This window comes from Pseudomonas sp. LS.1a, assembly GCF_022533585.1.
In the GTDB taxonomy this organism is placed as follows: domain Bacteria; phylum Pseudomonadota; class Gammaproteobacteria; order Pseudomonadales; family Pseudomonadaceae; genus Aquipseudomonas.
The window spans coordinates 5,709,446-5,732,439 of the sequence record NZ_CP092827.1; the positions used below are offsets into that span (position 1 = coordinate 5,709,446).

At 56.1% G+C, this 22,994-nt stretch carries 18 protein-coding genes; 7 read left to right on the forward strand and 11 right to left on the reverse strand.

Annotated features, from left to right (window positions below):
- The 3 genes from MKK04_RS26300 to arsJ are packed head-to-tail and all read left to right on the forward strand — an operon-like array spanning position 1 to position 2,783.
- The gene (locus tag MKK04_RS26300) at positions 1–504 is read left to right on the forward strand and encodes a cyclin-dependent kinase inhibitor 3 family protein (protein WP_241106117.1); all 504 of its coding nucleotides are present in this window, start codon (positions 1–3) and stop codon (positions 502–504) included.
- Positions 505–536: 32 nt separating this feature from the next.
- Positions 537–1,541 (forward strand): ArsJ-associated glyceraldehyde-3-phosphate dehydrogenase, encoded by a 1,005-nt coding sequence (locus MKK04_RS26305; RefSeq protein WP_241106118.1) that lies wholly within the window; start codon positions 537–539, stop codon positions 1,539–1,541.
- 9 nt (positions 1,542–1,550) lie between these two features.
- On the forward strand, positions 1,551–2,783 hold the full coding sequence (gene arsJ, locus MKK04_RS26310) for an organoarsenical effux MFS transporter ArsJ (RefSeq protein WP_241106119.1): 1,233 nt from the start codon (positions 1,551–1,553) through the stop codon (positions 2,781–2,783).
- Positions 2,784–2,806: 23 nt separating this feature from the next.
- On the opposite strand, the gene MKK04_RS26315 is transcribed toward arsJ, so the two are convergent.
- The 5 genes from MKK04_RS26315 to MKK04_RS26335 all read right to left on the reverse strand — a co-directional run bounded on the left by MKK04_RS26315 (position 2,807) and on the right by MKK04_RS26335 (position 9,141).
- Positions 2,807–3,883 carry an ArsO family NAD(P)H-dependent flavin-containing monooxygenase gene (locus tag MKK04_RS26315; RefSeq protein WP_241106120.1) on the reverse strand — a complete coding sequence of 359 codons (1,077 nt, stop codon included), beginning with the start codon at positions 3,881–3,883 and terminating at the stop codon, positions 2,807–2,809.
- Positions 3,884–3,992: 109 nt separating this feature from the next.
- Positions 3,993–4,640 (reverse strand): hypothetical protein, encoded by a 648-nt coding sequence (locus tag MKK04_RS26320; RefSeq protein ID WP_241106121.1) that lies wholly within the window; start codon positions 4,638–4,640, stop codon positions 3,993–3,995.
- 198 nt (positions 4,641–4,838) lie between these two features.
- Positions 4,839–6,182: a transposase gene (locus MKK04_RS26325; protein ID WP_241106122.1), complete on the reverse strand. Its 1,344-nt coding sequence runs from the start codon at positions 6,180–6,182 to the stop codon at positions 4,839–4,841.
- A 2-nt stretch (positions 6,183–6,184) separates the two neighbouring features.
- Entirely contained in the window at positions 6,185–8,185 is a 2,001-nt protein-coding gene (locus MKK04_RS26330; protein WP_241106123.1) for a transposase, read from the reverse strand.
- Positions 8,182–9,141: a hypothetical protein gene (locus tag MKK04_RS26335; RefSeq protein WP_241106124.1), complete on the reverse strand. Its 960-nt coding sequence runs from the start codon at positions 9,139–9,141 to the stop codon at positions 8,182–8,184. The genes MKK04_RS26330 and MKK04_RS26335 overlap by 4 nt, the downstream gene beginning before the upstream one ends.
- 620 nt (positions 9,142–9,761) lie before the next feature.
- Here MKK04_RS26335 and MKK04_RS26340 point away from each other — a divergent pair.
- Together MKK04_RS26340 and MKK04_RS26345 are read left to right on the forward strand one after the other, a co-directional pair.
- Positions 9,762–11,405 carry a TnsD family transposase gene (locus MKK04_RS26340; RefSeq protein WP_241106125.1) on the forward strand — a complete coding sequence of 548 codons (1,644 nt, stop codon included), beginning with the start codon at positions 9,762–9,764 and terminating at the stop codon, positions 11,403–11,405.
- A gap of 137 nt (positions 11,406–11,542) precedes the next feature.
- Positions 11,543–11,935 (forward strand): antitoxin Xre-like helix-turn-helix domain-containing protein, encoded by a 393-nt coding sequence (locus MKK04_RS26345; protein WP_241106126.1) that lies wholly within the window; start codon positions 11,543–11,545, stop codon positions 11,933–11,935.
- Between the two features lie 36 nt (positions 11,936–11,971).
- Here the strand turns inward: MKK04_RS26345 and MKK04_RS26350 are convergent, their stop codons facing one another.
- Positions 11,972–13,231 (reverse strand): abortive infection family protein, encoded by a 1,260-nt coding sequence (locus MKK04_RS26350; protein ID WP_019470296.1) that lies wholly within the window; start codon positions 13,229–13,231, stop codon positions 11,972–11,974.
- Between the two features lie 199 nt (positions 13,232–13,430).
- Between MKK04_RS26350 and iteA the strand changes: the two genes are divergently transcribed.
- Together iteA and iteS are read left to right on the forward strand one after the other, a co-directional pair.
- On the forward strand, positions 13,431–14,609 hold the full coding sequence (iteA, locus tag MKK04_RS26355; protein ID WP_019470297.1) for an anti-phage ATPase IteA: 1,179 nt from the start codon (positions 13,431–13,433) through the stop codon (positions 14,607–14,609).
- Positions 14,560–16,839, forward strand: coding sequence for a S8 family anti-phage peptidase IteS (gene iteS / locus MKK04_RS26360; protein WP_241106127.1), 2,280 nt, complete (start codon positions 14,560–14,562; stop codon positions 16,837–16,839). The genes iteA and iteS overlap by 50 nt, the downstream gene beginning before the upstream one ends.
- A 50-nt stretch (positions 16,840–16,889) precedes the next feature.
- On the opposite strand, the gene MKK04_RS26365 is transcribed toward iteS, so the two are convergent.
- From MKK04_RS26365 to MKK04_RS26385, 5 genes are all read right to left on the reverse strand, one after another.
- Entirely contained in the window at positions 16,890–18,035 is a 1,146-nt protein-coding gene (locus tag MKK04_RS26365; RefSeq protein ID WP_241106128.1) for a TniQ family protein, read from the reverse strand.
- 158 nt (positions 18,036–18,193) lie between these two features.
- Positions 18,194–20,029 carry a glutamine--fructose-6-phosphate transaminase (isomerizing) gene (glmS, locus tag MKK04_RS26370; protein ID WP_063912286.1) on the reverse strand — a complete coding sequence of 612 codons (1,836 nt, stop codon included), beginning with the start codon at positions 20,027–20,029 and terminating at the stop codon, positions 18,194–18,196.
- 3 nt (positions 20,030–20,032) lie between these two features.
- Positions 20,033–20,809, reverse strand: a complete 777-nt coding sequence (locus tag MKK04_RS26375) for a DeoR/GlpR family DNA-binding transcription regulator (protein ID WP_063912287.1) — start codon at positions 20,807–20,809, stop codon at positions 20,033–20,035.
- A gap of 258 nt (positions 20,810–21,067) precedes the next feature.
- Positions 21,068–22,435: a bifunctional UDP-N-acetylglucosamine diphosphorylase/glucosamine-1-phosphate N-acetyltransferase GlmU gene (gene glmU / locus MKK04_RS26380; RefSeq protein ID WP_233687618.1), complete on the reverse strand. Its 1,368-nt coding sequence runs from the start codon at positions 22,433–22,435 to the stop codon at positions 21,068–21,070.
- A 114-nt stretch (positions 22,436–22,549) separates the two neighbouring features.
- The gene (locus MKK04_RS26385; protein WP_023383131.1) at positions 22,550–22,975 is read right to left on the reverse strand and encodes a F0F1 ATP synthase subunit epsilon; all 426 of its coding nucleotides are present in this window, start codon (positions 22,973–22,975) and stop codon (positions 22,550–22,552) included.
- Positions 22,976–22,994: the final 19 nt, after the last annotated feature.

Sequence of the window (22,994 nt, forward strand, 5' to 3'; positions counted from 1 at the left end):
ATGCAATTGCACCCGTATTCCGTGTTGGCTAATTCCGAACTGGTCGGCCAGCTGATCTTCACTCCGTGCCCCGGTACCAAGGAGACATCGGTATCTCAGGCTCTGGCAACGCTGCGCGATGCCGGCGCGAGCGCGCTGGTAACCCTGATGCCGAGTGAAGAACTGCTGCAGAACGAGATCGATCTGCTTCCCGAGGAGTGCCAACTGCTGGGCCTCGAATGGTTTCACCTGCCGGTCGAGGACGACGAAGCACCCGGTGAGCCGTTTGCTGCCGCCTGGGAAACTCACCGGGATCGCCTGAAAGAGCTGGTGATGACCGGTAAGACGATCGCTATTCACTGCAAGGGCGGCTCTGGCCGCACCGGCCTGTTTGCGGCCCGCCTGATGATCGAGTGCGGCATTCCTGTGCAGGAAGCTGTTGCCCAGGTCCAGGCCCTGCGCCCACGTGCGATCCAGAACCCTGCGCACGTTGGGTACATCAACCAGTTCAACGACACCCTCTGACCTTTTGCTAATCGCGATCCGAGAACAAGAGCATGGCTATCAAAGTAGGTATCAATGGGTTTGGCCGTATTGGTCGCTTGGCGCTTCGCGCGTCCTGGGACTGGCCGGAATTCGAGTTTGTGCAGATCAATGACCCGGCCGGTGACGCCGAGACCCATGCCCATCTGATCAACTTCGATTCGATCCACGGACGCTGGCACCGTGAAGCCCGCGCAGAAGGCGACGCGGTAGTGATCGAGGGCAAGCACATCAAGGTCACCGCGAACAAGACCATCGCGGACACCGACTGGTCGGGCTGCGACCTGGTCATCGAGGCCAGCGGCAAGATGAAGTCGGTAGCCGTGCTCCAGGCCTACCTGGATCAGGGCGTCAAACGTGTGGTTGTCTGCGCTCCAGTGAAGGAGAAAGGCGCACTGAACGTGGTGATGGGCGTCAACCAGCACCTGTTCGAGCCGGCGCAGCATCGTATCGTCACCGCCGCCTCCTGCACCACTAACTGCCTGGCCCCGGTGGTCAAGGTGATTCACGAGAACCTAGGCATCCGCCACGGTTCGATCACCACCATTCACGACCTCACCAATACCCAGAGCATCCTCGATACACCGCACAAGGACCTGCGTCGTGCCCGTGCCTCAGGCATGAGCCTGATCCCGACCACCACAGGCTCGGCCACCGCAATCGCCGAGATCTTCCCCGAACTGCGCGGCAAGCTGAATGGTCACGCCGTGCGTGTACCGCTGGCCAACGCCTCGCTGACCGACTGCGTGTTCGAAGTGGAACGTGAGACGACGGCTGAAGAGGTCAACGCGCTGCTGAAAGCCGCTGCCGAAGGGCCGCTTAAGGACATCCTGGGCTACGAAGAACGCCCTCTGGTGTCCATCGACTACCGCACCGATCCACGGTCCTCAATCATCGATGCGTTGTCGACCATGGTAGTCAGCGGCACCCAGGTGAAGATCTACGCCTGGTACGACAACGAGTGGGGCTACGCCAACCGTGCAGCGGAACTGGCACGCTTGGTCGGCGCAGCGGAGTAAACGGCGATCATGAAGGCGTTCTCAGCCCTGTCTGCGGAAGTGCGTCAGTACCTGCTGGTAACCGGCAACTACTGGGCCTTCACCCTCACCGACGGCGCATTGCGCATGTTGGTGGTACTGCACTTCCATTCGCTGGGCTACACGCCGCTGCAGATCGCGGCGCTGTTCCTGTTCTACGAAGTGTTCGGCGTGATCACCAACCTGGTGGGCGGCTACCTCGGCGCCCGCCTGGGGCTCAACCGCACCATGAACATCGGCCTTGGCATGCAGGTCGTTGCCCTGCTGATGCTCACGGTACCAGCAGCCTCATTGACGGTGCCGTGGGTGATGGCCGCCCAGGCGCTCTCCGGCATCGCCAAGGACCTGAACAAGATGAGCGCCAAGAGCTCCATCAAGCTCCTGGTGCCGGACAGCCAGCAAGGCACCCTCTACAAATGGGTGGCCATCCTGACGGGCTCGAAAAACGCGCTCAAAGGCGTGGGTTTCTTCCTCGGGGGAGCACTGCTTGCGCTGCTCGGTTTTAGCCAGGCGGTACTGGCCATGGCGGCGGTGCTGGCCCTGATCTGGATCGGCAGTCTGATCCTGCTGAAAAAGGACTTGGGCAAGGCCAAGGCAAAGCCGAAGTTCCGCGACATGCTGTCCAAGAGCCGGGCCATCAACATCCTCTCGGCTGCACGGCTGTTTTTGTTCGGTGCGCGGGATGTCTGGTTCGTGGTGGCTCTGCCGGTGTACCTGAGCTCTGCGTTTGGCTGGGATTTCTGGCTGGTCGGTGGCTTCTTGGCCGCGTGGGTCATCGGCTATGGCATCGTCCAGTCGTTTGCCCCCCACATCACCGGCAAGAAGCGTGGTCATGTGCCCGACGGCCGAGCCGCCTTCGTCTGGGCAATCGCCCTGGCCGGGCTGCCTGCGCTCATTGCCGTGGGTCTGTCGGCAGGCTGGTCGGCGCAGATAGTGTTGCTGGGTGGGTTGATGCTGTTCGGCGTGCTGTTCGCCGTGAACTCATCGCTGCACAGCTACCTGATCGTCAGCTACGCCAAGGAAGACGGCGTCTCCCTGGATGTGGGCTTCTACTACATGTCCAACGCCCTGGGTCGCCTGGTCGGCACGCTGCTGTCAGGTTGGGTGTTTCAGGCCTATGGGTTGGAGGCTTGTTTGTGGGTTTCCAGCATCTTCGTGTTGGCCGCCGCACTCATCTCAATCGCACTGCCCAGGCACAGTGAAATGGCACACCAGGCAAACTGATCAGTGAGGAAATGCGGAGGCCATCAGGCCTCCGCTTTCACCACAACCTGCTCGATTTCAGCTGCAGTACTGCGCGCTGTGCGGGTCACCCCGATCAAGGTTGCTGATGCAGAACCTGTCCACTCGCCATAGCCGACCAGCCACAGCCTGGGCTCACTCACAGATCGGGTCCCTTCGACCTCTACACGTCCTTGCTCAGTAACAACCCCAAGGCTGGCGAGGTGTCCCAAGGCGGGTTTGAACCCCGTGCACCAGATCACCGCATCCACTGCGGTCTCCGAGCCGTCTGCCCAGACCACACCGTCAGGGGTGAAACGAACGAAGGGTCTAACCGCGTGCAGAACGTCTCGCTCACGCGCCTCCACCACAGGCGGGACCATGACCACGTCGCCCAACCCACCGACCGGCTGCTCAATGACACGCCCCTCCATCTGCGCTTTCCAGCGCTCCGTGGCCCGCTCGAACAGCACTCGGCCATCTACATCGTCAGGTAGGAAGAGTGGATCGGTGGGGGTTACCCAGGTCGCGTCCGCTACTTTGGAAACCTCTGCGAGAATCTGCGCGCCGGAGTTGCCGCCGCCAACGACCAGCACGCGCTTGCCAGAGAAGGCCTGAGGTTCAACGTAGTCCGCCGAATGCAGCTGTTGGCCACGGAACAGCTCAGCGCCGGGGTAGCCAGGTATGTTCGGGTTGCTCCAGGTACCTGTGGCACTGACCACAGCTTTGGCATCCCAATGGCCAGACTCTGAATGGACACGTAGAGCGCTGGCAACGCGCTCGATCGAGGTGACGCGCACAGGCCGTTCGATTGGAAACTGATAGCGCGCCTCATACTGGGTGAGGTAGTCGATGACATGCTCGCGAGACGGATAGCCATCCTGGACAGGTGGCATCATCCAACCGGGAATGGAACTCCAGGTGGCCGGTGAGAACAGCCGCAAGGAATTCCAGCCGTGTCGCCAAGCACCGCCGGGGCCCTGCTCGGCATCAAGGATGATGAACGAGAGATCTGTTCGGCGCAGGAAGTACGCCGTTGCCAGCGCGGCTTGTCCTCCGCCAATGATGACTACATCCCACAAGCGCTCTGCATGGGCTTTCATTTCACTCCCTCCGGACCATGGTCAAGCCCCATCATCTCAGATGCTGCAGTAAGTGACTTGACGTAGGTCCTCTGCAACGGTCACCAGCTTTCAAAACCTACAGGGAGCGCTACAAGGGCTTATCTTTTATTTCCAGACGACTGGCCAGAGGAGAAAGCGAGATAACGGCTCGCAAGGCCTCATGATTGGCATCAGACCATGCCAGATCCAGTAAATCGTTGAGCGCGCCCTGCGTTGGAATTGACTGAAGGGCTTGCGTCGTCGGGTCGTAGACGAAGGCGTAGAGACCGTTCTCAATCGCCCTAGAGACCTGGCGGTGCCAATTAAAATTGCCGCCATCTGTCATCGTGTCCGCTGCTAGAAAGATGTCGTAGTGCTGAACGATGTAGTTGAAAAACACCTTCTGTGAAATATCGCGGAGAGCTAGGGAATGACGGCTACTCGCCGATCGCCAGATTGAGTTGCGCGCAAGGAGTCGGCTACTGACTCCTGGGACAGACACGAGCGTGACCTTGTCGTAAAAGGCCACTGACATCTCGATATCGTCGACCAGGGCGATTTCGAACTCATTCTTTGCCGGTCCCAGCCGACGATCAACACGAACCAAACGATACCGAGGGTCAGCCGTAAGGCCTGCCAGCTCATTGATCTCGCGCAACCCGTCAGCCGCTGTGAGCAGCGTGTAGAAAGCAGAATTGTCAGCTGTGCGTGCAAGTAACGCTGAGAGAGCACTACGCTCTTGAGCTGCAAGGGACATGTCGGCGTCTCTGTGAGAGCTATCGTCAGTGATCTACAAGCTATCCGGTAGCCTTAGATTCCACAATCGTTCGAGCGGGATAGAACGTGCTTTGCCTCAACGTCATCACCGGGGGGCCAGGTGATCAAGCACCACCTCTGGGCTTGACCACCTGAAGACGGCAAATGGATAGCCACCCTATACTTAATGGAATTTTTCTCAGCGCGTTTGCTGCTTAGCAGGCTTCTGACCCCTGCATTCATATTCGAAGAACAGTTTCTTCTGATCCTCCTCACTCAGCTTTGCTGCAGGCGGCCTCCGAGAGCTCTTGCTAGGCCTTTTGTCACTAGGCTGAACAATTTGCGCCTTCGCGGCGCGCTCTTCCGCGTTGAGGGCAGAATCGAAGATCGTTTCGACCACCTGTCTATCTCGCTCGGCAATGGCCGACTGTGCAACGCTACTCGTATAAGCCGTCGGCAGATCAAACGGACACCACAAATCGGAGCGAGCCTTCTGCAATCGTCGTTCACCTAATGCCAAATTATGGAGAGCTTGGACATCGCCCGCATTGGCGGAAAACTCCGCAGAACGAAAGGCGCTACCGAGGTCATCCATCTCAATCCAGGCCCGACCAGATTTTCGACTTTCGATGTATGCCTGCTTCAAAAGATGCACCGCAATCCGCTTAATCCCGAATGTGTATCGATGGAGCTCTGCGGCAAAATCTCTTCCTCGGGTGCGGATATGACCGCCGCAGACCCTTACGCACTCATCTGCATATGCCTTCCAGTCCTTACTGCCAACCTCATCGGGCAGCATGATCCGAGGTTCGGGGAGTAAACGCTGCTTGTCCTCATTGTTGCGTTTGAAGAGCTTATGCCCAAGGCTGAAGTTAGATACGAAAACTGCGGGCGGGCCTATTCGCATCAATGTCAGCAGGATAGTAACGATCCTCGCTGTACCTAAACCTAAGCTGATATGCTGAGTTTCATCAAGTAATAGCAATGAAACTATATCCCTGTATGCACGGCGCCGACACTCAAGCAGTAACCTATCAAAATTACCACTTTTGCGATCTGAGCCCCCAAACAAAAACCACAATAGCAAGCTCTTGCCGCTCTCCTTGCCTTCCGCACTCGCGTACCAGTAGGATTCTAGAGTGAGAGCTCCGCCAAAGTATGGCGAATGATACTCAGATGGCACCGGCATTACTTTTTTCAAAGCATCAATTGTTCGACTCTTACCCAATCCTGCCAAACCCGTTAGGCATATTGGTACAACCTCCGTCATAGGAGGATTATAAATCTTCGCCTGGTGCTCGGCCTCGTTTGGAAAAACATAGCAATGATGCGTAAAAGCTCGGCCAACCATTTCATGTATAAAATCTAGGGAAAATTGATTAGGTATGAACGATTGCTTCAATGCATCGGCTAGTATTGTTGCCGCCATAAATGGCTCCGCGTCAGCTAGCGAAGAAACGGGATCAGGCTTCACAGTAATTGCTTTCCGGACAAATTCATTATCCATAGCGAAAGTGAAGCGTTCTTGCAGTGAGCCGGTCATCTCTACTTTCCTCGGCTTCTATCGAAATCCGATTTATCACGCTTTGAAGCTGCGCTTTTGGACGGCCGTCCCTTAATGCGCTTAACAGCCTGCCAATCCTCTCCCGTTTCATGCTTGAAAGCGTCCCGCTGGACCTGCTGCAACGCCGCTCTCTGATCCATTATTTTAGCTACCTCAGCGCGCCTGAGACCGTCAATCTCTTGTAGCTTACGCAAAGAGATATCTCTTTCCCCCTCTAGGGTCCTAATAGTGCGCACCATATCAAGTTCGTACAAAACACCGTTTACATCAAGCCAAATATGGCGAACACACATGGTAAGCACGTAGACACTTGTTTGAATCACTGAGTCTTTTGATACTCGGTCGAAAACGCCTGTAGCTTCTAGTTCGGGCGACCGATATTTTCGGCCATAAAAATATACGGCGTCTTGCTTGATGGTTGCAGGATGCTGAGCAAGAAAGGATCTAACGGCAGTTTCGAACTGCATTCCGATAGATGAATCACGCCCACGTCCACTCCAATAATTCCAAACCCCGATAGGTGTGGCCTTTACTCCCGCGAGAATTAGAGCCTCCTCCATTCTACCGGTAGCATCAGACCCTAGGTTGTCCTCCAGCACCTGCCTGATCTCCCGCCTGGCCATGGTGACGAAATTCAGTTTGCTTTGGACGACTACCGGCTGCTCCAGATCATTTTTATCGCGTGGATGCGATGACTCGACTGTCGATTTAGATTGACCCGAAAATACCGGAGTTAGCTCAAGCTCACCGAGCCAGTTAATCTGTGGCTCGACATCATAATTTGCACCGGGGCCTCTATCAAAGACGACGCTACCGGATAAGCCCTCGCAGGGCCAGTGTTCGGGCGCGATCTCAACGCCAAAAAGCTCACAGAATTTGACCTTATTCAAAGCCATGGAGAATAAACACATCCGATAGGACTCCATATTTTCCCTGCCTTCGGAAAATCCAATTCCGACGATCGCTCCTGATACACCGCACACTGCACGAACGACACAAAAGGAGTCAACTACACTTCCCTCAGTCAGGCCGCTTAGTTTTTCACTGATATAGTATCCATCGAACTCAGAAAGCTGATTAACATTAATCAATTTTTCTGAGAAACTTCCTTTATCACCTGCCCTAGCGCGCGCCTTGTTCGCACCTCTCTGCGCGACTTCACGCTTTCGCAAGCTGAAATTCTTTCTGATCCAATATTGAATCTGTGCTAGAGACGGAAAAGGAAGCCCCTCGGGATGACTAAACATATAGTCCCCTGATTTTTCAATCGCACGACACCCAAATTCATTGATAAGGATCTCACGACGAATTCTATGCCAAGTATGGGATGGCGATGTAAATCGTACATAGCCCGAGCATATTTTCTTCTGCATTTCCAAATCGCAGGGATATCCTGCCTTTTTACCCAAAGGTGAAGGCCGTCCGAGTTTTACCGTGCGATTTGGTCCCGTCCTGTCCCACCCACCTATACAGTGAGTTCGTGGCATCAACGCCCACTTGTTACGTCCAAACGTGATGTAGGCGTAGAACCACAGACGTAGCCGCGCAGCATTCTGTCTAGGGATAGAGGCATTGGCGCGAGCATTGATCACAGCGTTTGGATTCTTGCTGATGAGTATCTTTTGGGTGTCGCGCACCAAGTCAGATATCGCAAGGAAACGACGGTTAACCTTTTCGTCATAGGATTCCTTGGCAGAAACGCGACACTCCTCTAGGTGGGATATGGCTACACCCTCGATACGTTTCAGCCAGGGCGGATACTTTTCTACCACTCCGGTCTCCAGAAGTACTCCGGTCTCTAGCGCCTCCTCGAATTGAGTTGAGGTTAAAGTTATTAGAATCGGAACAGGATTTTTTCCAATGATGAACTCTATTAGCCGAGCTCGGTTATGGCTTGGATCGTTGACAAGAAAATAGTAGGTAACACCTTTGCAGAGTTCCCCAAACCCTTCGGGTGCGATCAACTGAGCGCCGATAATCATGAGACTTGCTCCGTAAAAAGCGAGTCGTATACCTGCAGCAGATCACCTCCCTCTGTTTCCAGGGGGTGATCAATGAGGATTGGCTGGAAGAAATTGACCTTCAACCTTCTTTCCCAAATGTCTTGGTAAAAACGCGCCGTAAACTGTCCAGGAGCCCCCCAGCGTTTACTAAATTTAGCAATCACCAAAAAGGCGGGCTCACCCTTGGCGATGAATTCTTTGACCTCTGCACTGAAATCGGACAGCAGCTCTATGGGGTGGGACAGCGACAAGCCATGCATCGGAAAAATCAGGCCGAGGTTGGCCTGTACGGTAGGAGCAATGCTGTCCAAAGACGCTTTCACCGTCCTGATGCCAGCACTTGCATAGTAAGCCGCCTCCAGTTCAGCGCGTCCTTCCGCGTAATCTCGATCTTTCCGCTGCTGGGCCGGGGTCTTCAGGCTGGACAGACGCCGCTCACCGAAAGCAGCGCCTTGATCCTTGATCGTCCAATTCACGGCGTAAGGGACGCCATTGGCACCCAGCAAATAGAGGAGTAGGTCCCCTTGATATGGGAACGGCATCCGGCGCCAGAAACCTCCAACCCGCACTGTGACTTCGAAATGCTTAAACCCGATTTCCTTGGCGATTTCTACAGTGCCACGAACAGGCGGCGGGAACCTACCCTTCATAAGCGGATGGCCACTCAGCGGGTGGCGAGCTTCGTATGGCGAGAGCATTCGTTGCTCATGCATATCAAGCAAACATGGAGAGTGCAGAGCGAGCTGAATGAAAACACGCTCAGGATTCGACATCGCATGGATAGCACGATTGAGCTTTCGGCTGTTCAGACGCGAGATACGAGACTTTTTAGGGGCTTCTCGAGGAACCGCCAACGTTGAAGGAACGTACGGATCGCCCCACTGAAAGTCTCTTTGTCGACTCATGATGAGATCGAATTGCTGCTGCCTGTTCATGTCTTTCTTCCCTTTGTCGTGGGGAAAGCAGCCGCAGCGCTGACTGGGGATAATTTGTCAGAGCTGCAGCAAACCCTTGCCAGTCGGGCATCCGACAGCACCTTGCGCTGTGGATAACGCCAACTTTCTTGTGGATGAACGAAGTCGTGCGGGACTTGACGTCCCACATGCAAGGGATAGACAATGGAAGGGTCAGGGTTAGAAAACTGACTTATCCACAGAGACCCCAGGTCGCACTGGGGTCTTTGTCTACCTGACTTCTATTAGCTCTCTTGGCTAGCTCCTAGATGTCATGTGTTCTCCTATCATTCGAAAAATAGCGGTTGCGTGGAACGCCAGCCCTGATGCTGGCCATTGTGCCGCGTCTGTACAACTGGCAATAGTACCGCTGCATTTTCCCAACTGACAATAAAAAGTTGGTAACTGGATTAAGTTACTTAGTGCAGGCACGCCCTCTTTTTTACGTTGCCTAAATGCAAGCTCGTAGAAGGCCTTAATATACAATTCTGAGAATCATATATTGTGTCAAACGATTATCATTCCCAGTTATTTTTTGCGTAACTCAAGACCTCCTACTATGATAATCGGCAAAGCTGATGTATTGAGCGATGGTGAAAGCCATGGTGCGATTTGCATTAAACTGGCTCGAAGACGAAACTTTCTTCAGCATCTGCAGCAGGCAGCATGTATACCTTTGTAGCACTGACTCAGCCGCTACTTGTGAGTGGCTATTCGGCACTCATAAAAGATATATTCACGATTTTAATTATAATTTAGGCGCTTTGAATAAAGTTACCACTAATTGGGGTACGCCTGAATCCATCATAAACGAGCATACCATTGCTCCCTTTTTCTTTCCCTTTCAGTCTCAGGAAAATGTGCTTGCTGCAAAGGAAGCACTATTAGGCCCGAGATTGGGATCACTGAAGTACCGCCTGGGTTTGCTGACAAACCGCTTCGGTGCAGAACATCCATTAAAAGCGTGCACTGCGTGTATGGTATGCGACCGTATATGTGGCGGCGTGGCCTACTGGCATCTGTCTCATCAGTATCCAGGGGTAACAATTTGCCCTGTACACGGTTTGTATCTCCGAGAAAGCACAAAGAATAGACAGTGGTCAGGCCAATTCGAGTGGTTACTGCCCCAAGAAGAAGATCTCTTGCCTGCCCCTCGAATTGAAACGACAGCCGCGACCCGGAAAGTGCTGGAAGATCTTGTCGAGGCCATCATCGGCTTAGCAGGTTTCGGATGTCAGAGGATTTTTGATCCAAGCGCTGTCAACGCTGTGTATAGGACAGCGTTGGCTCAGTACGGTGAACGCAGTTCTGGACAGGAGGCAGCTGCCAGTGCGCTTTGGCTCCACATCAAAGGGCTTCAGGCCTACCAGCCCTTCAGTTGTATGCCCAGAAGCCCCGAGGAGGCCGTCACATTTTTGAGGGGGCTTGTGCGCAGTCCAAGGGGGCACGTCCACCCCTTGAAGCACCTCACGCTCATCACTTGGCTGTTCGGATCCCTCGCTGCTTTCATCAAGTTACACGACCAGGTAGTCAACTCTTACACGCCATCCAAAAATGTTTCGTCAGGCATTGTTAATCAAGCTAAACGTGTCAAAGAGATAAATCCCACCTCAGATAAAATATTGAAAGCGGCCAGGCGACCAAAGATTCTAAAAAAAGATAGCAGAGCTGCTATCTTACTCAGACTTTCTCAGGGTCAATCAAAACATAGCCTGTGTGAGGATTTCGGCATAACGATTTCGACTCTAAATAAATTGATGCGATCAGAGCCATCGGTAGCCAATGCGTGGAAAGAAAAAACTACGTCTAACGAAAAGTTTGAACGAAGGTCGATCTGGGAAAATACCGTAAAGAGATTCTCAAAGGATAGCGCGAAGCAAATTAGATGCCGCCTCCCGACAGTCTATGTCTGGCTTTACCGAAACGATAGGGAATGGCTGAACAGTAGACTTGGAGAGCTACCAAACGGGAGGATCGGCAATCACTCTGCCGTTGATTGGAGCAAACGTGATCAGCATTTGCTAGAAGCTCTAAAATCGACTGCTGACTACTTGTTGAAGTCTCATGAGCTTCCATTGAAAAAACAGCAAATTTATTTGGCGCTTCCAAGGCTGGCCAGCGCTCTGCAAAAAAGACAAGCCTACGGGCTGACCCGATCTTTTCTCCAAGAGATCACCGCGTCAGCTCGAAAAGGCAGTGGGAGTGCTCCGGCTGGTTGCAGCACTGAAGCCGTCCAGTCCTCATGATCCTCCGCATCCATTTCCAGATGGCCTGGACTGGTGAGAAGATGGGCAAGAAGCTTGTGGTGAGGAAACCGGACCTCATGATCAACTAGTCAAACGCCGGTTTTGGCTGTAGATACGCAGTAACGGAGAAATTTCAAATGACGGGCGCCAATGCTGAGCTCACTGAAAATCAATTGGCCGTAGGGTTAAGGACAGCCCTGCGAATTCTTGACGGATGGAACGCGACCACCGAGCAGGTCGGAAGCATTCTTCGCATATCCACCGCGACCCGCGAGAAGATCTCACGGGATTCCAGCGCCAGCGTACGCCTTGATCTGGATCAGCAGCAGCGAATCAGCTTGGTGCTCAACATTCATGCCGCGTTGCGAACGGTCTTTGAAAATCAAGAAAACGTTCAAGGGTTCCCAAACCTGGAGAATGCCAATGATTTCTTCGAAGGACGTTCTCCCCTGGAGGTGATGGCCCAAGGGGACATGATCTCGCTTTATGAGACCTACAGACGAATTGAACATCTGCAACAGTCGAGCTGAACCTAGCCGGTCAGCCCCTTGGACCGCCTACTCAGTTCATGCTTTCTCGGCGTTTTCCGTGTGTTCCCGGTGCCGGTGCGTCTCGGACACAAAGTCGATAAACGCGACGGCCGCTGCAACAGCTAACCGAGCGTGCCTCGGCTGAAGACCACGATACTGGCCGTCCTTTCCGTGTCCCGTCCCGTAAAGTCCTCTTAGCTGTGTCAGATTGCTCGTGATCTGCGTGAGGTTACGCAGTATCAGTCGAACGTTCTCAGCCCCTTTGGCAGCATCACTTACGCCCTCTGGCACAAGTTGAAGAGCTTTGGTGAGCTTCTTCGTCAAGTCACCCATGTCGTCTGACTTGGTGAAGGCGATACCACGCTTGGTGAGAATCGACTTGCAACAGGTCTCCACAAGCTCTTTAGCGGTGCCGATCGCCAACTCCGGGTCGGTATCCACGGCGAGCTCTAGACGTTCGATTTGCTTGGCCATCCAGCCTGCATTCAGTGCATCTGCAACAGCTTTAGCACGGAGTACCGAGCGGCCACCATTATGCTCTAGAGACCGAAACGCAAATCTCGGTCGGCCAGCAATGAGTTCAGCCTGATACAGCTCCCATCCGGCGCCCTTCAGTTGATCATTGAACTGCTCCGCCAGCTTGAGCGCGTCATCTCGATCGGGTCGCACCAAGGGATGGACCATTTCACACAAAAAACGTAGGAAGTGATCGGCACTCCCTTCAGCCAAGCGGAAGCGGCTGTCGCTATAGAGCCAGTCGTTTTCCCAATCGTCGTTGTTACAGCGATGCTGCCAAATATCGCCAACAGCATCCTTGTAACGGCTATCCGTGGATGGCATTTCTTCCAGATCGTACAACCGGCTCAAAAATTCCACATCGTTGAGCCGCCCGCTCCAGTCGACATCATCCAGGCGCAGACCATCCAAGATGTTTTGTCGCACCTTTTTAGGCAGTTCTGACTGACTCGACGACCGCCAATCAGCGCGGAACTCCCTGTCTGGGACGATCACTGCAGAGTAGCAATCATTCTCCTGATGCTCGGTAACGGTGCGTAGCTTGGCTGTAATCTGCTCTTCCAGCTGGCTGCGTTTCGCGCCAAGGCGAGCATAGTCAGAAGCAGGCATCTTGAACTGGATGTGCCAGTAGTTGGTGCCGCCATTCCAATTGTCATACCCCGTCTGCTCCGCTGCGGCGGGGTATTTCTGCACGATCTCGGCAGCATCATCCGCACCATCTGCTCGCAAGAGAGTATGCACGGTCGCCAGTAGCGGCTCGATTTGGTCGTTCTGCTCCATACCTGCCTCAAAAAAGCCAATCCCATCGGCATCGCTCGCCGGGCCATAGCCCTAGGGCGCCGCCACCTTACGACAGAAATGCAAATTTCCACAGGTCACTATAGTGAATCAGAAGGACAGTAATGCGAAACGAATTTGACCAGATACGCTACACTCACGCCGAAATCCGAAACAGATAACCCTTTGAGCGAATCATCCCGTGGAATACCTCTCAGAAATCTTGAAGATCCTGGACGGAGCTCTCAAGGCGAATGCCAGCATGGCCTCGAATTATGCCGGCCTCCTGGCAGACAAACTGGAGAGTGACGGCGACAAGCGACAAGCCCGAATGATCAGAGAGCGCCTTGCGCGGGCTCCTGCAGCGCTAGCCAGTGCCCAGGATGCTGCCCATGGTTTCAGCTTCTCCAACCTGCCTACAGATGGTGAAAGCCATTTGCATACGGTGGACGTAAGCACCCCTTCGCTTGATAAAGGCTCGTTGCTGCTGCCCAGTGCTGTCGAGAATCGAATCCAGGAGTTTCTGGCAAATATCCGCCGATACGACGACCTTGCACGCGTGGGCGCTGCCATGCCGAGCCGCTTGCTGGCGTACGGCCCGCCCGGTACCGGGAAAACTAAGCTTGCCCGGTATATCGCCGGGCACCTTGAATTGCCACTTCTAACGGTCCGGTGCGACACGCTTGTGAGCAGTCTGCTGGGACAGACCAGCCGGAACCTCCGTAGGGTGTTCGAATACTCCCAACAGCGCCCCTGTGTCCTGTTCCTAGATGAGTTCGATGCCTTAGCGGGGGCTCGGGGGAACGAGCGTGATGTCGGGGAGCTCCAGCGAGTGGTGATTGCACTGCTGCAGAACATAGACGCCATCCCAGAGAGCACCATTCTGGTCGCTGCAACCAATCACGATCAGTTGCTCGACCCAGCTATCTGGCGCCGTTTCAGTTTCCGAATTCCTATGGCTGAGCCTGACCTGGCATTGCGCCGAATGCTGTGGAAACAATACCTGGAGCCGTTCAGCGCCGAGCAGTTGGATCTGGATGTCCTAGCTCAGCTGTCTGACGGAATCACCGGGGCAAACATTGAACAGGTCTGCCTCGATACCAAGCGCGGGGCTGTTTTGTCGAACGCATCCAGCGTCGATGAAAACCAACTCATCCGACGCCTAGGTTTAAATCTTGCACTTACTGGTGGCCGAGTGCTATCTACTGTCGAGTCAGAAGTTCGGTGGCTTAATGGATGGGCACCAAAGTACTTTTCCCTGAGAACATTGGGAAGGCTGTACGACCTGTCGACTAGGCAAATCACGAAGATCCTCAAGGAGGAGACCAGTAGTGGCCCGCAAGAACACGCCCGCGCAACCGCTGTTGAATGCGAGGGTTGAGAATCCGTTCATACATGTCCCGTTTCAGCCTGGGGATCTCTCGTCAATTGAGGGTGGCGGTGGCGGTGGGGGCAAAGAGCTCGTAGAGGTCAACGCCGCTTACCGTCAGGCACTCTCAAGAACACTCGCAGGTGCTTCATCGGCGCTCTCCCGCGAGCAGGTGCTTCATCCCCAGGCTTTGACGCACCTGGTACTCAAGCTGCGGGAAAAGGGAATCGCAAAAACCCACCGCCCCATCTTGGTCGCAGAGGAAGCGAAGCTACAGCCGGCTGGCCATGGTCAGATTGACGAGATGCTCGTTGGGGCCTCTGCCAACAGTCTGGACGTGTTTGATCGTGTGATCCTGCACCGCAACACCAAGAAAATTCGATCCCAACTGAGTGTGATCGAATCCATTGAGCCTTGGGATCGCCAACGACGAAACCCGGAAGGAAGCCACCGGCTCCTGGAAAATGGTCGTGCAGTACTGCGACTCTTTCAGTATCAACAGGGCAGCTTCAACGCGTTCAATTACGAGACCCTAGTGCGGATCTTGAAGTCCCTATCGCTGCCGTTCGTCCAAATCGACCAAGGACGTGGCCTGCCGATCTTTGGCATTCGAGACCTGGACAAGATCCAAGACGATGCTCTTGAGCAGATACTGGATTTCCCTGGCATTCGAACTATTTACGCGGAAAAGCTTTTCCTTCCCGTTACAACTGTCCAAATGCCAATGAGCGGCGCGGTAGCCACCCAAGCTCAGCCAACTCCACAACCCGTCACGCTGCCCACGGTGGCCGTCTTCGACTCCGGTGTGAGCTCGGATGCGAAGCTGATTGAGCACTTCGTCAAATCGAGGGATCCCTACGTCCTACCTCCAGACACCAATTATGAGCATGGAACAGCGGTAGCCTCTCTGGTCGCCGGAGGGGCATTCTTCAACGATAAGCACGCTTGGATCCCATCAACGCCAGCGTACGTACATGACGTCTGTGCTTTGGAAGTTTCTGGCTCTTACATGTCCGATCTGGAGGTGCGACTTCAGTCGGCCGTGAAGAAGCGCCCGGATGTGAAGGTATGGAACATATCGATTGGTGGTGAGGCTTGCGACGACAACCACTTCAGTGACATTGCCATGGCGCTGGACCAACTCAGCGATAAGTACCAGGTTCTCTTCGTAGTAGCTGCCGGCAACTACAACGACCTCCCTAGGCGTGAATGGCAAAAGTTTTCGCCGCTTGCCGATCGTATTTCGAGTCCAGGGGAGTCGGTTCGTGCTTTGACTGTGGGTTCGATATCCCACATTGATGCTGCAGGCACGCTCAGCGCTGTTGGCCACCCGGCACCTTACTCGCGTTGTGGTCCTGGCCCAGTCTTCACTCCGAAGCCAGACATCACGCATGTGGGCGGAGGAGTACATGCTCCGTGGAACGCCGGCTCCGCTAGCCTCAAAGTCTTGTGGCCCGACAATCAACTGCGCTTGGGTTTTGGTACGAGTTACGCCGCCCCTCTCGCATCGTGCATGGCAGCCCACGCATGGCAAGCGGTGGCTGGGCGTCCATCGCTAAATCCGTCGCCTTCGTTGGTCAAGGCATTGATGATCCATGCAGCGCAGCTCTCTTCGCCTGATTACGATTCTTACCACCGCCGATATCTAGGTGCAGGCCGGCCTGAAGACGTACTGAAAGCCCTTTACGATTCAGACGACAGTTTCACCCTCGTTTTCCAGGCGAATCTTGTACCAGGCAACATGCGCTGGCGGAAAACGCCTTATCCGATCCCCGATGTTTTGATTGAGGACGGCAAATTTCGGGGCGAAGTGATCATCACGGCGGCATATGCGCCCCCACTGGACCCCAACTCGGGCAGCGAATATGTGCGCGCAAACGTTGAGTTGAGCTTCGGTGCGATAACGGGAGATACCATCCAAGGCATGGTTCCGATGGACAGCGATGAAGGCCAGAGCGGATATGAGATCGCTCAAATAAGCGCTGGAGGTAAATGGTCACCTGTGAAGGTGCATCGAGCGACCTTCCCCAACGGTACAGCGGTCAAACAATGGGGGCTACAAGCCAAAGCCCGCCTGCGTGCATACGAGCCTGAGCTGACGGAGGCCTTGCCGGTCAACATAATTGTAACTTTGCGCTCCCTCGATAGAGACCCAAAGGTAAGGGCCGCAGGGCTGAAAGCTCTGAGCTTGCGCAACTGGGTCCATACCCCTCTACCTGTTCGGGTACCGATTCGGGTGTAGAACATTGGCTGCCAACGCTAGGCGTCGCAGCGGGTGAGGACCTGCGGCGTCTATTTTATGATCCCGATAGCTCGCGCGTTTGCTAAACCGATCTTGGGAATGCTGGGCGAAGCAGCGACGGTAGTATTCCGCTGTGATGATCCTTCATGAATAGACAGCGGGGTGTTGCAGCAGGGATCGTGCTTGGATGTAGGCCAAGGCCAACCTACCTGGACCACCACGTCACCCAACACAATGCGCGGGCTGGACCAAACCCCCAAACCCTGCACGTAGTCTTCTTCTACGAAGTGGACATACTTTGTGTCCTCTATCCGATAGCTGCTCCAGAGCGAATCAGTGCATCGAGTGCTTCCCACTAGGGACATTAATTCACGTTCGAAATCGTCATAGCTGTCATATAGCGCCACGACAGCATGAATGAATACTGCTGTGATGGTCCCAGCTCGACTTTCAAGGCTCGGTGATGGCACATCGGCGAACCTCTGTACAAGATCGCTCATGGTTGAGGCTATCGCCTGCATTTTTGACCTTTCCTCGCCATTGAGCTGCGGGCTCAAAGCGGTGGCCTTATCTAGCAGCACCTTGGCGGCATGCAAACCAGAGATGATATGGGGCGACCTACACAATCGCTGGTAGACCTCAGCACGCTTGAGCGCCAATGGGTCATGGTTAGCAACCACCTCAGCTTCGGCGAGATGCCGGCCGCCGCAAGTGCGCCACATCACATCGAGGTCATGATCCATGCGAGTGAACGACTTACCGCAAAAAGGACAATCCCTAATCAAGACAGCGTTGTGCTTGGGGCACACCGACACCTTTGACGCGCCATAGCGCCTCCAGTATGAAAACCCGTGGATTTTGAGGTCTTCCCTAACGCATTCAGGGCAGAAGGAAGCATCCCACTCACTGAAGTGCTCCCCCTCAGAAAGGTACCGAGTGCCTGAGTAGGCAACATCCCAGTCACTTTTGATGACGTGAAACGCTGCGTTCAGCGTGTGATTGTGAACAAGCCGATTGAACCCATAGCACCCAGGCCAGCCGATGGCTTCTGCGAGCCTTCTCACTTCGGCCGTCTTTATCACATGACGGGTACGCAGGGCTTCGAAGATCTCTGCCTTGGGCTCGGCCCAATAGAGCAGCAGGTTCCTTCTCACGTATGACGGAAGAGTTTCATCAGGCAGAATCGAGAGGGGCATGTGAAAACGCCAGTACAAGGTAGGGAGGGATCACGCGGGGAGGCTGGTGTACCGCCCGATGAAGGGGAGCGAGCGCTTCCCCTCTACCGGCGACAGTTTTAATTGTTGGGCGACTGCTTTAATTCCACAGAATCACGCGAAGCGCCCCGGCTTCTGGCTTACTCGACCGTAACCGACTTGGCCAGGTTACGCGGCTGGTCCACGTCGGTGCCCTTGAGCACGGCCACGTAGTACGACAGCAGCTGCAGCGGGATGGTGTACAGGATCGGCGCCAGGGCGTCGGCAATGTGTGGCACCTTGATCACATGGGTACCTTCGCCATTGGTCATCCCGGCCTGCTCGTCGGCGAACACCACCAGCTCGCCACCACGGGCACGCACTTCCTGCAGGTTGGACTTCAGCTTCTCCAGCAGCTCGTTGTTCGGCGCAACGGTAACCACCGGCATGTCGTTGTCCACCAGCGCCAGCGGGCCGTGCTTCAGCTCGCCTGCCGGGTAGGCTTCGGCGTGGATGTAGGAGATTTCCTTGAGCTTGAGTGCACCTTCCATCGCCACCGGGTACTGCGCACCACGGCCGAGGAACAGGGTGTGGTGCTTGTCGGCGAACAGCTCGGCGATTTTCTCGACGGTGGCGTCCATGGCCAGGGCTTCGCCCAGGCGGGCCGGCAGGCGGCGCAGTTCTTCAACCAGCTCGGCTTCGACGCCAGCTTCCAGGGTACCGCGCACCTGGCCCAGGGCCAGGGTCAGCAGCATCAGCGATACCAGCTGGGTGGTAAAGGCCTTGGTCGAGGCCACGCCGATTTCCGGGCCGGCCAGGGTCAGCAGGGTCAGGTCCGACTCACGTACCAGCGAGCTGATACCGACGTTGCAAATCGCCAGGCTGCCGAGGAAGCCCAGTTCCTTGGCGTTGCGCAGCGCGGCCAGGGTATCGGCGGTTTCGCCAGACTGCGAGATGGAGACGAACAGGGTGTCCGGCTGCACCACTACTTTGCGGTAACGGAACTCACTGGCCACTTCCACCTGGCACGGGATGCCGGCCAGGCTTTCCAGCCAGTAACGGGCGACCATGCCGGCGTGGTAGCTGGTGCCGCAGGCAACGATCTGCACGTTGCGCACCTTGGCGAACAGTTCGGCAGCCTTCGGGCCGAAAGCCTGGACCATCACGTTGTCCTTGCCCAGACGGCCTTCCAGGGTGCGCTGCACCACGCTTGGCTGCTCGTGGATTTCCTTGAGCATGAAGTGGCGGTAGGCGCCCTTGTCGGCGGCTTCAGCACCTTCGTGGTACTGCACGGTTTCACGCTGGACCTTGTGCCCGTCCTGATCCCAGATGGAGACCTGGTCGCGGCGGATCTCGGCGATGTCGCCTTCTTCCAGGTACATGAAGCGGTCGGTGACCTGACGCAGGGCCAGCTGGTCGGAAGCCAGGAAGTTCTCGCCCAGACCCAGGCCGATGACCAGCGGGCTGCCGCTGCGTGCGGCTACCAGGCGGTCGGGCTGCTTGGCGCTGATCAGCGCCAGGCCATAAGCGCCATGCAGGCGCTTCACCGCAGCCTTCAGGGCATCGGTCAGGTCCGGGATGCTCTTCAGCGTGTGGTGGATCAGGTGAACGATGACTTCGGTATCGGTCTGCGAAGTGAAGACATAGCCAAGGTCTTTCAGCTCTTCGCGCAGTTCTTCGTGGTTCTCGATGATGCCGTTGTGCACCACGGCCACATCACTGCCCGAGAAGTGCGGGTGGGCGTTACCTTCGGTCGGCGCACCGTGGGTGGCCCAGCGGGTGTGGGCGATGCCCAGCTGGCCGGCCAATGGCTCGGCGGCAACAGCGGCTTGCAGCTCGCTGACCTTGCCGATACGGCGGCGGCGCTGCAGCTCACCGTTCTGGGTGAGGACGGCCAGGCCGGCGCTGTCGTACCCACGGTACTCAAGACGCTTGAGGCCTTCGATCAAGATGGCTGTGATGTTGCGCTCGGCGACGGCACCAACGATTCCACACATGGTTTATTGCTCCTGGCTGATCGCGGCGCAGATCAGGTTGATGCCGCGGGCTTGAATTTGTTCGCGTGCCGCTGCGGGCAGGCGTTCGTCAGTAATAAGGGTGTGCACGCTGCCCCAGGGCAGCTCGAGGTTGGGGATCTTGCGCCCGACCTTGTCCGATTCGACCATCACGATCACTTCACGGGCGACTTCGGCCATGACCCGGCTCAGCCCGAGAAGTTCGTTGAAGGTGGTGGTGCCGCGGCCGAGGTCGATACCATCAGCGCCGATGAACAGCTGGTCGAAATCGTAGGAGCGCAACACCTGCTCGGCCACCTGGCCCTGGAACGACTCGGAATGCGGGTCCCAGGTGCCACCGGTCATCAGCAGCACCGGCTCGTGTTCGAGGTCGCAGATGGCGCGGGCCACGTTCATCGAATTGGTCATCACCACCAGGCCAGGCTGGCGCCCCAGCTCGGGGATCATGGCTGCCGTGGTGCTGCCGCTGTCGATGATGATGCGCGCATGCTCGCGGATACGCGCGACGGCGGCGCGGGCGATGGCCTTTTTATAGGAAGACACGGGCTGGGCGGGCTCACCCAGCAGCTCTTGCGGCACCGGGACCGCGCCACCGTAGCGCCGTAGCAACAGGCCATTGGTTTCGAGGGCAGCAAGGTCCTTGCGGATGGTGACTTCCGAGGTTGCGAAACGCTTGGCCAAAGCGTCCACACTCACCTCGCCCTGCTCGCTGAGCAAAGCCAGGATGTTGTGCCGCCGCTGCGGGGTGTTTCGTTTCGACATGAGCGCTTAAGTTTCGTTTCGAAAGATAATGATGGCAATCAAAACCTAAGATGAACGATTCGTCAAGCTGTGGATAAATCTTCACGGCAAATTGGCGCCCTGTGGGAGCGGGTTTACCCGCGAAGAAAGAGACACGGTGTTCGCGGGTGAACCCGCTCCCACAGGGATTGCGCCGGACTGCAATTGAGTGCGACCTGCCAATAAAAAAGCCGACTTATTCACATAAGTCGGCTTTCGATCGAAACAGCTGTGTATAACTCAGCTCTTCTTGATCTTTTCCGGCCGTTTCCAACCCGAGATGTTGCGTTGACGCGCACGAGCCACCGCCAGGTCGCCTGCCTCCACAGTCTGGGTGATGGTCGAGCCGGCAGCAGTGGTCGCACCAGCCTTGATTTCCACAGGCGCTACCAACGAGTTGTTGGAGCCGATGAACACGTCCTCGCCCATCACGGTCTTGAACTTGTTGGCGCCATCGTAGTTGCAGGTGATGGTGCCGGCGCCGATGTTGGTGCGCGCACCGATTTCGGCATCGCCCAGGTAAGTCAGGTGACCGGCCTTGGCGCCCTCACCCAGGTGGGCGTTTTTCAGTTCGACGAAGTTACCCACATGGGCCTTGGCGTCCAGCACGCTGCCCGGGCGCAGGCGGGCGAACGGGCCGGCATCGCTGCCCTCGCCCATCACGGCGCCTTCGAGGTGGCTGTTGGCCTTGACCACTGCGCCTTTGCGCAGGGTGGTATTCTTGATCACGCAGTTAGGGCCGATCTGCACATCGTCCTCGATGACCACCTTGCCTTCGAGAATCACGTTGATGTCGATCAGCACGTCACGGCCAACGGTCACTTCACCGCGCACATCGAAGCGCGCCGGGTCGCGCAGGGTCACGCCCTGGGCCATCAGGCGACGGCCTTCGCGCAACTGGTAGTGGCGCTCCAGCTCGGACAGCTGGCGACGGTCGTTGGCGCCTTGCACTTCCATCGGGTCGTGGGGCTGTTCGGTAGCCACCACCAAGCCATCGGCCACAGCCATGGCGATGACGTCGGTCAGGTAATACTCGCCCTGGGCGTTGTTATTCGACAGGCGGCCCATCCAGTCGGCCAGGCGCGCGGCTGGCAGGGCCAGAATACCGGTGTTGCCTTCCTTGATCGCTTTCTGCGCATCGTTGGCGTCCTTGTGCTCAACGATGGCAGTCACCTTGCCCTGCTCGTCGCGCACGATGCGGCCATAGCCGGTCGGGTCGTCGAGGGTCACCGTGAGCAGGCCCAGCTGCTGCTCGTTGGCCTTGGCCAGCAGACGCTGCAGGGTCTCTACTTCGATCAACGGCACGTCACCGTACAGCACCAGCACGGTGTCGGCGGTCAGCGCCGGCAATGCCTGGGCAACCGCATGGCCGGTACCCAGCTGCTTGTCCTGCATGACGAAGTTCAGGTCGTCAGCGGCAAGGCGCTCGCGAACCAGCTCGGCACCATGGCCAATGACCACGTGAATACCTTGCGGCTGCAACTGGCGCGCGCTGTGGATAACATGGCCGAGCATGGAATTGCCGGCTACCGGGTGCAGCACCTTGGGCAGCGCCGAGCGCATGCGGGTGCCTTGGCCGGCGGCGAGAATAACGATATCGAGTGACATTACTGGCTACCAATCCTGGGCGGTCAGTGAAATGACCGGTTTCATAGGTTACAAAAAAAGAAAAAGGGTAGCCGATGGCTACCCTTGTTCTCAATCTACATGAAGCTTGCGGAATTAACCGCCGAACTTCTTGCGGATCTGCTGGACGGTACGCAGCTGGGCTGCGGCCTCGGCCAGACGTGCGGATGCGGCACTGTAGTCGAAATCCGCGCCTTTCTCATGCAGGGCCTTCTCAGCTGCCTTGACGGCATCCTGAGCGGAGGCTTCGTCCAGGTCGGCTGCACGCTGCACGGTGTCGGCGAGTACCTTGACCATGTTCGGCTGCACTTCCAGGAAGCCACCGGAGATGTAGAACACCTCGCGCTCGCCACCCTGCTTGGTCAGCGTGATCGGACCAGGCTTGAGATTGGTGATCAGCGGCGCGTGGCCCGGAGCGATACCAAGATCACCCAGGTTACCGTGCGCAACTACCATCTCGACCAGGCCGGAGAAGATCTCTCCTTCCGCGCTGACGATATCGCAATGGACTGTCATAGCCATCTGCTTGCCTCAACCTGAT